10 protein-coding genes are annotated in these 10,632 nt (G+C 64.9%); 4 read left to right on the top strand and 6 right to left on the bottom strand.

Annotation, left to right across the window (positions count from 1 at the left end; genetic code table 11):
* Positions 1-43 precede the first annotated feature (43 nt).
* The 4 genes from VW23_RS22620 to ppa form a co-directional block, all read right to left on the bottom strand.
* The gene (locus tag VW23_RS22620) at positions 44-664 is read right to left on the bottom strand and encodes a chloramphenicol phosphotransferase CPT family protein (protein ID WP_069911753.1); all 621 of its coding nucleotides are present in this window, start codon (positions 662-664) and stop codon (positions 44-46) included.
* A gap of 156 nt (positions 665-820) precedes the next feature.
* Positions 821-1,012, bottom strand: a complete 192-nt coding sequence (locus VW23_RS22615) for a hypothetical protein (RefSeq protein WP_069911752.1) — start codon at positions 1,010-1,012, stop codon at positions 821-823.
* A gap of 76 nt (positions 1,013-1,088) precedes the next feature.
* Positions 1,089-2,462, bottom strand: coding sequence for a serine hydrolase (locus tag VW23_RS22610; protein WP_069911751.1), 1,374 nt, complete (start codon positions 2,460-2,462; stop codon positions 1,089-1,091).
* 91 nt (positions 2,463-2,553) lie between these two features.
* Positions 2,554-3,087: an inorganic diphosphatase gene (ppa, locus tag VW23_RS22605; protein ID WP_055874708.1), complete on the bottom strand. Its 534-nt coding sequence runs from the start codon at positions 3,085-3,087 to the stop codon at positions 2,554-2,556.
* Between the two features lie 208 nt (positions 3,088-3,295).
* Between ppa and VW23_RS22600 the strand changes: the two genes are divergently transcribed.
* Positions 3,296-3,865 (top strand): hypothetical protein, encoded by a 570-nt coding sequence (locus VW23_RS22600; protein WP_069911750.1) that lies wholly within the window; start codon positions 3,296-3,298, stop codon positions 3,863-3,865.
* A 16-nt stretch (positions 3,866-3,881) separates the two neighbouring features.
* Here the strand turns inward: VW23_RS22600 and VW23_RS22595 are convergent, their stop codons facing one another.
* Complete coding sequence (locus VW23_RS22595; RefSeq protein ID WP_069911756.1) at positions 3,882-4,199, bottom strand: heavy metal-binding domain-containing protein; 318 nt, start codon at positions 4,197-4,199, stop codon at positions 3,882-3,884.
* A 7-nt stretch (positions 4,200-4,206) separates the two neighbouring features.
* A complete protein-coding gene (locus tag VW23_RS22590) occupies positions 4,207-4,638 on the bottom strand; it encodes a tellurite resistance TerB family protein (protein WP_069911749.1) in 432 nt (143 codons plus the stop codon).
* A gap of 176 nt (positions 4,639-4,814) precedes the next feature.
* On the opposite strand from VW23_RS22590, the gene VW23_RS28690 reads away from it, so the two are divergent.
* The 3 genes from VW23_RS28690 to VW23_RS22575 are packed head-to-tail and all read left to right on the top strand — an operon-like array spanning position 4,815 to position 10,607.
* Positions 4,815-5,672: an ImuA family protein gene (locus tag VW23_RS28690; RefSeq protein ID WP_069911748.1), complete on the top strand. Its 858-nt coding sequence runs from the start codon at positions 4,815-4,817 to the stop codon at positions 5,670-5,672.
* Positions 5,557-7,272 (top strand): Y-family DNA polymerase, encoded by a 1,716-nt coding sequence (locus VW23_RS22580; RefSeq protein ID WP_084646392.1) that lies wholly within the window; start codon positions 5,557-5,559, stop codon positions 7,270-7,272. Before VW23_RS28690 ends, VW23_RS22580 begins: the two co-directional genes overlap by 116 nt.
* Entirely contained in the window at positions 7,269-10,607 is a 3,339-nt protein-coding gene (locus VW23_RS22575; protein WP_069911746.1) for an error-prone DNA polymerase, read from the top strand. The genes VW23_RS22580 and VW23_RS22575 overlap by 4 nt, the downstream gene beginning before the upstream one ends.
* The last annotated feature ends 25 nt before the right edge of the window (positions 10,608-10,632 follow it).

Below are 10,632 nucleotides of genomic sequence, written 5' to 3'. Positions count from 1 at the left end.
GTGAGGGTCTCCCTCCCCATTCGGGGGGGGACAGGGGTGGGGGTCAGCCCGCACCGGCGTTGGAGCCTGCGAGCCGCTCGAACGCACTTGGCCGCCGCGGCTCAGCCATCGCCGCAGCAATTGCTGCAGCGCACTGGTCCGGCGTCATCACCGAGCTGTCGAGCTCGAGATCGTAGATCCCCGGCTGGTGCACCGCCTCCTGCCAGCGTCGCACCGGCTCAGGCACCCCGTCGCCCGCTACATAGAAGCCACCCTGCGGGTCGGCGTTGCGGCGCGCCATGATGGTTTCGATCGGGCAACGCACCCCGACGAACAGCACCGGCAGCCCGCTGAGCCGTCGTGCCGCTGCCGCGAGAATGCCGAGCGGCTGCGAGTAGCTGTCGTGATGGCCGACATCGACCACCAGGTCCTCCCCCGCGCGCGCCCGTTCAGCGATCTCGTCGTAAAGCTCGGCATAGAGCCGCACCACGATCGGCTCGAGATCCGGGCGCTCGCCGCCAGGCCGGAGCCCAATGCCAGGGAGCTGCTCCTTGGGAAGGTTGGCGTTCATCCGGTCGACGCCGAGGTTCACCCATCGCCCCGGCAGTTGAGCCATCACCGCCCGCGCGATCGAAGATTTCCCGGCCCGCGGCGTGCCATTGAGGATGACGGTCCGTCCGCTCATAGCTGCCCCCTCCCATGCGCTGAAAAAGAGAAAGGCGCTCAACCCGTTAGGGGAGCGCCTTTCATTGGCTGGGACCTAGGTCGCCGGGAGGGACAGCGCCCCGATCCAACCGTTGACCAATATATGTGAACCCGGTTTCACTGTTTCAAGGGGGGACTAGCGGATCGGCCGTCGCAAGTTGAACCACCACAACACCACGAGGCCGACAGCCACCACGACAAGCCCGATATAGAGCCATTGCGACTGCCCTGACATGACGCTGCCGGCCAGCACATTCGAGCCCTGCAACGTCCACATCCCGCCCAGCAGCACCAGCACCACCCCGACGATCGTCCCGAAAATCCGCATCACCATCCTCCACGAGATGGCGAAGACTGGGTCCGGCGGCTCCGGCTGGCAAGCCGATGCCGCCGAAATGAAGCGATTACTCGACGCGCTGACCCGGCTGGCTGTATCCGCCCTGGTGCAGCGTCACACTGGCGGCCTTGCCATCGGCGCCAAGTTCAAAACTCAGCTGCGCATCGACCACCTTGTAGAAGAACGTCGTCTCGTTCTCGGCGAAGACCGGGAGCTTCTCTTGCCCCGTCGCCTGGACGAACAGCGCATCGCCCTCACGCGTCACCTCGAGCACGAAGGCCGGAGTGAGCGCATATTTGCCGACATAGCGGTCGAGCAGCGCCGGATCGATCTCAGCCGCCTGCCGTGCTTTCGGCATCGGCGCCAATGGCAGGTTTTCGGCGAGGATGTGGAAGCCGATATCCTCGATTCCCACTGAACTCGCCATGTTGGAGAGCACCACCACGCCCGTGCGGCTCTGCCGATCGTAGCCGGCAAAGGCGTTGTAGCCGCCGGTCATGCCATTGTGCCAGGCGATCTCGCCCTCGGGGTGCGTGAGCGTGAACCAGCCCAGCCCGACCTTGCCGCCGTTCGGGTCGGATGGTCGGGTCCGCTCCAGCATGATGGCAAAGGCCGGATCGAGCGGCGACGACACCGCCCCGCTCGCCGCGGCAATGAACTTGCTGACATCGGCAACGGTCGAACGCAGCGCCCCGGCGCCGGCAAACACCTCGAGGTCCCAGCTGCTGGCAGGGTTGCGCGCCGCATCATGGCCGCGCGCCAACCGCCCCTCGAGCTCGGGTGTCGTGGTCAGCGCCGTCTCGGTCATTCCGAGCGGCGTGAAAATCCGCTCGTCGAGGAGGCTCGCATAGCTTTTGCCGGTAACGTGCTCGACCGCCTGCGCCACCAGCGCCAGGCCGATATTGGAGTACTCGAACTCCGCCCCGATATCGCGCGGCAGCTGGTAACTCGCGAGGAACTGATAGAGCGGGGCAGCCCCATAGCCGGCATAGGGGTTTGCCGGATTGGCCGCGCCGAGCCCCGGTGGCACCGAGGGCAGGCCCGATGAATGGGTCACCAGGTCGAATGTGGTGATCGATTTGCCGCCGCGTTCGGGCAGCACGATGCCCTGAGGCAGGTAGTTCACGATCGGCGCATCGAGGTCGATCTTGCCGGCCAGCACCTCCTGAGCGAGCAGCAGGTTGGTGAACAGCTTCGTCACCGAGCCGATCTCGAACACCGTGTGCTCGTCGATCCCACTGGCATCGCCAAGCGCCGGATGACCGTAGCTGACGAAGCGGGGCACGCCGTTTTCGATCACCGCGACGGCGATGCCGACATTCTGCTCGGCCGTGTCGATCCGCTCGACGAGGATCTGCTCGATCGCCGCATTGGCGGGGCTTTGCGCCACGGCAGCAGTTGGCAGCAGGGTGGCGGCGAGTGCGGTCAGTACGGCTTTCATCCGGTCCTCCAAGGTGAGCCCCCGATATGGGACTCACAATTGGAGAGACAAGCATTGCGCCAGGATTACCTGACCAAGCCCTTGGCCGAGCTTACTTCTCGGCCTTGGCGCGCTCGATCGATTCGAGGATCACCTGGCGGGCGTCGTCGACGCCGCCGAGCTTTTCGATCTTGGCCCATTTGCCGGGCTCGAGATCCTTGTAGTGGGTGAAAAAGTGCTTCACCCGCTCGAGCTGGATCGGCTGCATGTCGGTGATGTCGTTGATCCCGTCATACATCTTGGTGAGCTTGGATACCGGCACGGCGAGGATCTTCTCGTCCTTGCCGCCATCGTCTTCCATGAACAAGACGCCGAACGGCCGGCAGCGCACCACGGCGCCCGGCACCAGCGGCCGCGAGTTCATCACGATCACGTCGAGCGGATCGCCGTCACCGCACAGGGTATGCGGCACGAAGCCGTAATTCCCAGGGTAGCGCATCGGCGTATAGAGAAAGCGGTCGACGAACAGGGCGCCCGAGGCCTTGTCGATCTCGTATTTGATCGGCTCGCCGCCCAGCGGCACCTCGATGATGACGTTGAGGTCGTCCGGGGGATTTTTGCCGATCGGGATCGCGTCGATGTTCATTGGGTCTGCCTTGAGGTCCAGAGCGTTTCCAGGAAAAGTTGAGAGACTTTTCCGGTTCGGAAGCGCGACAAACGGAAATTTCGAGACGGCCAGCGTTTCAGTGAAACGCTGGCCGGTTCAGTTCGGCGGGTTGTGGCCTATCCGGGGCCATGATTGCAAGGCATACGAATGCGCGGGTGGCATGCAGCCTTAAGGAGGATTTGCCGTGATGGGACGGGTTTTCACCAGTGGGCTTTATGTCGCCATCGGGCTTTTGCTCGCCGCACCGGCCGTCGCCCAGCAGATCGAATCGAGCGAGACTGCGCTTGACCTCAATGTCGATTGCACGGTGATGCAGTCCGACGATTTCGGTTCCACCTGGGCCTGCACCGGCCTCAAGGGCATGCCGGTCATGGTGTCCGAGAGCGACCTGCGGATGGCCGTCTCCTACGGCCTCAACTCGACCACCGAGAAAGCGGCCAAGCAGCGGCTGCAGCCGCCCAACCGGCTGGGCGACAAGATCGAGTGGCGGGTTTCCAACGCCGATGGCTACTGGAAGCCGTTTGCCTCGATCCTCCGCTTCTTCACCAAGGGCGCGGAGGGCAAGCCCGAAGGCGAGGTGCTGGTGGTGACCAGGATCAGCCCCGGCGCCACCTGCCACATCGCCTATGTCGATGCGCTGGCCAACTCGGACGCAGAGGTTCTCGCCCGCCAGGCTGCCGATACTACGGCGAAGGATTTCGACTGCGAAACGGGTGAGCCGGAATATGTCGGCAAGTTCGAAGCGTGGAAGCGTTGAGCGGCGGCGTGCGCCGCTACAGCCGCACCGCCGTGCCGGACACCGAGACCATCAGCATCGAGCCGGCCTGCCCGACCACTTCGTAATCGATATCGACCCCGACCACCGCATCGGCCCCAAGGCGTTGCGCCTCGGCCCTGAGCTCGTCGAACGCGGTGTTGCGGGCATCGCGCAACGCCCCTTCATAGGCGCCGGCCCGGCCGCCGACGATATCGCGGATGCCGGCAAACAGGTCCTTGAAGATATTGGCGCCGACGATCACCTCGCCGGTGACGATGCCGAGGTAGTCGCGAATCGGCCGGCCTTCGAGCGTCGGCGTGGTCGAGATGATGATCATCGCGTCAGGCCCGCGCCATCTGGTTGCGCAGCACCGTGCGGTCGCGCGACGACACCCCGATCAGCTCGGCGATCCGCCACACCATATTGTCCTCGAGCTCATGGTTGCGCTTGTCGGCGAACACCACCTGCCACATCATCCGGATGATCTCGACCTTCTCGCCCTCATCGAGCGAGCTCAGCGCCGAGGTGAAGCGGTAGAAATCCACCGACTCCTGATCGCGCTTGGTCGCCTCGGCGATCAGCTTGCTGACCTCGCTCTCACCGAGACCGTAATAATCCATCAGCGTCCCCGCGAGCGCCTCTCGCTCGGCATCGCTGATCTGCCCGTCGATGGCGGCGAGGTGCACCAGCAAGGCGGCGACCGCCAGTTTGGGCTCCATGCTGAGCACAGTGGCATCGGGTCTCTGGAAGATGGAGCGCAACGCATCGAACATGGGAGGAGTCCTTCGGAGAGTAGAAAGAACATAGGCAGTCCCACCCGATCGCGAAAGTGCCCCCTTGCCGCAGCGCAAGGATGTGACCGCGGCGTGTGCCGGACTCTTCTGCTTGACTCCTCACCGGACTCTAGTGTTCCCTGTTTGTTCTAATTACCGACAACAGGGAGGCTCAGATGCCGGGCCTCGCACGCCACGATCTCGATGCCTTACGACTGAAAATTGCCGCCCTGGAAAAGCGCCCGCTGCTGGCCGAAGGCGCGGCGATGCTGGCTGAGCGGCTGGGGCGGGCTGCCAATGATAGAGGCGAGAATGCCGATCCGCTCGAGCTGCTCGCTGCTCCCAATGGGCTGCTGCACGAGGTGTTTGCCGATGAGCAGCGCCAGAGCGGCGCGGCGCTCGGCTTCACCTTCGGGCTCGCCCGGCAGCTGCTGACCTCGCAGCGGCAGGCAGTGCTCTATCTGCAGCTCATGGGAGAAGGCCAGGAGCTCGGGCTGCCCTATGGCGCCGGACTCACGCAGTTCGGCATCGATCCGGCACGGCTGGTGATCGGCCGGATCGACAGCATGACCGAGCTGCTCTGGGCCATGGAGGAAGCCATTGCCTGCCGGGCGGTCGCCGGGGTCATCGCCGATCTCGCCAGCCACCCCAAGGCGCTGGATTTCACCGTATCGCGCCGGCTGAGCCTCCGCGCCGCGGCGGCCGGGACCTCGGCTTTCCTCGTTCGCTATGGCCGGGGCCGCGAGGCGAGTGCGGCGAAACTGCGCTGGCGGATCTCCCCGGCCATGAGCGGCGAGTTGCCGTTCGACCCGCGCGCGCCCGGAATTCCCCGCTTCCAGATCGAAATCGAAAAAGGCCGGCTCGGCGACAAGACGCAGCGCGCCGAAGGCAAGACCATGCTTGTGGACTGGACAGAAAATGGCTTCGTTTCAGTCGAACCCAAACGCCGCACCGGAACTGCTGTTCACCGAACGGCGCCGTCATCTCGCCCTGTCGCTGCCCCGCTGGGCCACCGACTGTCTCAAGCGGGCTGACCCGGGGCTCGCCCAATCGTCGCGCCCGCTGGCGCTGTGGGAAAAGCAGAAGGGCGCGATGCGGCTTGCCGCAGTGGATGCGGCTGCGGCGAAAGCCAACCTGATCTCCGGGCAGAACCTCTCGGATGCAAGGGCGCTGGTGCCGGACCTCGAAGTGCGCGAGATCGACCGGGCTTACCTCGAGCAGGTGTTCGCCGATTTTGCCGACTGGCATTCCAACGCCAGCCCGATTGTCGCCGTGCACACGGCGGCTGCCCCCTATGGCGACCTGGTGCTCGACATCACCGGGGTCGCCCATCTGTTCGGCGACGAACAGAAAATGCTCGAGGTGCTGGTCAACCGGCTGCGCGCCCTGGGTTTTACCGTCTCCGGGGCCATCGCCGATACGGTCGGGGCGGCCTGGGCGCTGGCGCATTTCTCCTCCGGCCGCATCGTTCCCAGGGGTGAGACCGAGGCAGCGCTCGCCAGCCTGCCGATCGTCGGCTTGCGGCTCGAAGAGGCGCAGGTTTCAGGGCTCAACCAGATGGGGCTCAAGACCATCGGCCAGCTCTATGGCCGCGATCGGCGGGCGCTGCAGGCCCGCTTCGGCGAAACGCTGATTCTGCGGCTCGACCAGGCGCTAGGCCGGATCGAAGAGCGGATCACCCCGCGCCTGCCGATCGCCGAATATTATGCCGAGCGCCGCTTTGCCGAGCCGATCGGTTACATGGACGACGTGCTGATGACGGCGCGCGACCTCGCCATCCAGCTCGGACTCAGGCTCGAAGCCGAGGGCCTTGGGGCCCAGACTTTTCACCTCCTGCTCTACCGGGTCGACCACAAGGTGATGAACCTCACCATCAATGCCGGCCGGGCGACCCGCGACCCCAACCATATCGCCCAGCTGTTCGTGCACCGCTCGGAGCGGCTCGAAGGCGAGTATGATGCCGGGTTCGGCATCGACATGATCCGGCTGGCGGCCAGTTCGCTGGCGGAAGTGCAAAGTACGCAACTCGGCGCGTTCGAGGTACAGGATGGAGCGCAGGATCTCGACCGGCTCTATGATCGGATGACCAGCCGGCTTGGCCCCTTGGCGCTGACCCGCTCGAAATTCGTCAACACTCACATCCCCGAGCGGGCCACCAAGCTCGAGCCGGTGATCGCCCAGACCGAGGACGATCCGGAGGCGCTGCCCGATCCGGAACTTCGGCGGCCGCTCCGCTTATTGCCCAATCCGGAACCGATCAACGTGATGGCGGAGGTGCCGCATGGCCCGCCGATGCGGATCATCTGGCGGCGCATCGCTTACCGTATCCTCAAGGCCTCTGGTCCGGAGCGGATCGAGGCCGAGTGGTGGCGCTCGGGCAAAAACCTCGAGGTGCTGGAGCGGCCAGAGCGCGGCAGCAAGCGGCGCGACCCGCGCGACGACCCCAAAACCGACACGCAGAAACCCAGGGAGCCGGAGCACGTTTCCGCACTCGCGGCGTTCGACCCGCTGACCACGGTGCGGGACTATTACATCATCGAGGATGATGGCGGCCGGCGCTTCTGGATTTTCCGCATCGGGCTCTATGGCGCCGCCGAAGCACCGCGCTGGTTCCTGCACGGGTTCTTCGCATGAACCGCCCCAGCTATGCCGAACTGATGGTGACGTCGAACTTCTCGTTTCTGCGAAGCGGCTCGCACCCCGAGGAACTGGTCTCGGCGGCTATCGCGCTGGGGATGAGCGGCGTCGGCATCTGCGATCGCAACAGCTTTGCCGGCGTGGTGCGGGGTTACGTGGCGCATCGCGACCTCAAAGATAAAGCGCCGGATTTTCGCTATGTCGTCGGCGTCCGGCTGTGCTTTGCCGACGATACCCCCGACATCATCGCCTACCCCTCGGATCGCGAGGCCTATGGCCGGCTCTGTCGGATGCTGAGCCGCGGCAACCTGCGCGAGGAAAGCGAGAAGGGCAAATGCGTGCTGAGCTTCGCCGACCTCGCGGACTTCATCGAGGGCCAGCTGCTGATCCTCCATTGCGACGAAACGCGCTGGGAGCATTCCGGCGCCGTGCTCGAACGCCTCGCCAAGCTCAGCCCGAGCAATGTCTGGCTGGCCGCAGCCGTGACCTTCAAGGGCACCGACCGCAGCAGGCTCAACCGGCTGGCCGCGATGGCGGCGGCGGCCGGCGTGCCGCTGCTGGCGGTCAATGACGTGCTCTACCACGAGCCCAACCGCAAGATCGTCCAGGACGTGGTGACCTGCATCCGCGAGCACCTGACGCTGGAAACCGCCGGCCGGCGCTTGCAGCAGAACGCCGAGCGGCACCTGAAGCCGGCAAGCGAGATGACCCGGCTGTTCGCCGAACATCCCGACGCGATTGCTGAGACGCAGGTGCTGCTGGATCGCATCGGCTTCAGCCTCGACCAACTGAAGTACAACTATCCGACCGAAACCATCGGCAATGGCGAGACGGCCCAGGAGACGCTGGAGCGGCTGACCTGGGCGGGGGCGCATTGGCGCTATCCCGATGGCATCCCCGACGACATCAAGCGCAGCCTCTGGAGCGAGCTCTGCCTCATCGCCTACAAGGGCTATGCCTCCTACTTCCTCACTGTCGAGGATGTGGTGCGTTATGCCCGGCATGAGCTGAAAATCCTCTGCCAGGGGCGCGGCTCGGCCGCCAATTCGGCGGTCTGCTATTGCCTGGGGGTGACTGAGGTCGACCCCACCAAGGTCACCCTGGTGTTCGGCCGCTTCCTCTCCACCGAACGCGACGAGCCGCCCGATATCGATGTCGATTTCGAGCATGAGCGGCGCGAGGAGGTGATGCAGTATGTCTACGCCAAATACGGTGGTGAGCGGACCGGGCTGACGGCGACGGTCATCTCCTATCGCTCCAAGAGCGCCATTCGCGAAACCGCCAAGGTGTTCGGGATCTCCGACGACACCATCGGCGCGCTCAACCAGCTGCATTGGGGCTGGGGCAATGCTGCCGATCTCAAGGGCATCAAGATGCTGGGGCTCGATCCGGACGATCCGACCCTGACGCAGATGTTCAACGTGGTGCCAGTGCTGAAATCCTTCCCCCGCCATCTCAGCCAGCATGTCGGCGGCTTCGTCATCACCCGCGATTCGCTCGAAAGCCTGGTGCCGATTTCGAAGACGGCGATGGAGAGCCGCACCATCGTCGAGTGGGACAAGGACGATATCGATGCGCTCGGCATCCTCAAGGTCGATATTTTGGCGCTCGGCATGCTCACCTGCCTGCGCCGTTCGTTCGAACTGCTGCACCAGCATTACAAGCGCGATGTGACGCTGCCACAGCTGATGGCCGAGGAAACCCAGCCCGAGGTGAAGGCGCCGGTCTACCGGATGACGCACCGCGCCGACACCATCGGGGTGTTCCAGATCGAGAGCCGGGCGCAGATGTCGATGCTGCCGCGGCTGAAGCCGGTGGAATTTTACGACCTCGTCATCGAGGTGGCGATCGTCCGTCCTGGCCCGATCCAGGGCGGCATGGTGCATCCCTATCTGAAGCGCCGGCAGGAGCTGGAGCCGGTTGAGTCTCTATCGCCGGAGCTGGATGCTGTGCTCCATCGCACCAAGGGCATCCCGCTGTTCCAGGAGCAGGCGATGCAGATCGCCATCGTCGCCGCCGGCTTCACCCCCGGTGAAGCCGACAAGCTGCGCCGCGCCATGGCGACGTTCCGGCGCAATGGCACCATCCATACCCTGAAGGACCGGTTCCTGAGCGGCATGAAGAAGAATGGCTATCCTGACGACTTCGCCCAGCGCTGCTTCGCCCAGATCGAGGGTTTCGGCGATTACGGTTTTCCGGAAAGCCATGCCGCCTCGTTCGCGCTCCTGGTCTATGCCTCGTGCTGGATGAAGTGCCACTACCCCGATGTGTTCGCCTGCGCGTTGCTCAACAGCCAGCCGATGGGGTTTTACTCGCCGGCGCAGATCGTCCGCGACGCCGTCGAGCACGGGGTCGAGATGCGGGTCGCCGACGTCAACCGCTCGGACTGGCTGCATGTACTGGAAGCTGGCGTTCCGGCGCGCCAACGCCTCGCCAAACAGCATGCCGAAATGCGCGACGATATCCTGTCGAACAAGGCGATCCGGCTGGGCCTCAGGCAGGTGATCGGGCTGAAGCAGGATCATGCCAACCTGATCGTCGCCCGCCGCGGTGATGGCTACGCCTCGGTCCGCGACCTCTGGGTGCGGACGGGCATTCCGGTGGCGACGCTGGAAAAGCTGGCCGAGGCCGATGCCTTCGGCTCGATGGGGCTCAACCGGCGCGAGGCCCTCTGGGTGGTCCGTGGCCTCAACGGCGTGGCCGGGGCAGAACAGCTGCCGCTGTTCGCGATCTCGAAGAAGGTTTCGAAACCCGATGATGCCGAGAGCGACCTGCCGGTGATGGCGCCGGGAGAATCGGTGGTGCACGACTACCGGACGCTGTCGCTGTCATTGAAGGGACACCCGGTGGGGTTCCTCCGCCCCGAACTCGAGCGGCGCGGCATCCTGCGCTGCGCCGATCTGATCGACAGACCGAACGGCGCCATCGTCGAAACCGCCGGCCTGGTGCTGGTGCGCCAGCAGCCGGGCACGGCAAGCGGGGTGATCTTCATGACACTGGAGGATGAAACCGGCATCGCCAACATCATCGTGTGGAACAAGACCTTCGACAAAAATCGCCGCGTCGTCCTCGGTTCACGCCTCCTCGCGGTGCGGGGCCAGCTGCAGCGCGAGGGGCTCGTCACCCATCTGGTCTCCCGCAGCTTCACCGATTTCACCCCGAGCCTGCTCGACCTGGCCCAGGGCCTCGACATCGGCAACGGGGTTCTGGCGCATGGCGACGAGGGGCGGAGTGGTCCGCATCCCGGCCGCGACGAAGGTGAACGCCGCCGCCGCGAACAACTCGACCGCGAAGCCTATGCCGCGCTGCCGTCGGGCCGGAACTTTCATTAGGGCTGCGGATCGGGATTGGATATAC

The sequence above is a fragment of the Devosia insulae DS-56 genome (genome assembly GCF_000970465.2).
GTDB lineage: Bacteria > Pseudomonadota > Alphaproteobacteria > Rhizobiales > Devosiaceae > Devosia_A > Devosia_A insulae.
Note: the sequence above shows the minus strand (reverse complement) of the source record. Positions and strands in the feature narration are given on the sequence as shown.

Excerpts from the sequence above, each read along its gene's own strand:
- VW23_RS22620 (WP_069911753.1), bottom strand. The coding sequence starts at position 664 with ATGAGCGGACGGACCGTCATCCTCAATGGCACGCCGCGGGCCGGGAAA.
- VW23_RS22615 (WP_069911752.1), bottom strand. The coding sequence starts at position 1,012 with ATGCGGATTTTCGGGACGATCGTCGGGGTGGTGCTGGTGCTGCTGGGC.
- VW23_RS22610 (WP_069911751.1), bottom strand. The coding sequence starts at position 2,462 with ATGAAAGCCGTACTGACCGCACTCGCCGCCACCCTGCTGCCAACTGCT.
- ppa (WP_055874708.1), bottom strand. The coding sequence starts at position 3,087 with ATGAACATCGACGCGATCCCGATCGGCAAAAATCCCCCGGACGACCTC.
- VW23_RS22600 (WP_069911750.1), top strand. The coding sequence starts at position 3,296 with ATGGGACGGGTTTTCACCAGTGGGCTTTATGTCGCCATCGGGCTTTTG.
- VW23_RS22590 (WP_069911749.1), bottom strand. The coding sequence starts at position 4,638 with ATGTTCGATGCGTTGCGCTCCATCTTCCAGAGACCCGATGCCACTGTG.
- VW23_RS28690 (WP_069911748.1), top strand. The coding sequence starts at position 4,815 with ATGCCGGGCCTCGCACGCCACGATCTCGATGCCTTACGACTGAAAATT.
- VW23_RS22580 (WP_084646392.1), top strand. The coding sequence starts at position 5,557 with ATGGCTTCGTTTCAGTCGAACCCAAACGCCGCACCGGAACTGCTGTTC.
- VW23_RS22575 (WP_069911746.1), top strand. The coding sequence starts at position 7,269 with ATGAACCGCCCCAGCTATGCCGAACTGATGGTGACGTCGAACTTCTCG.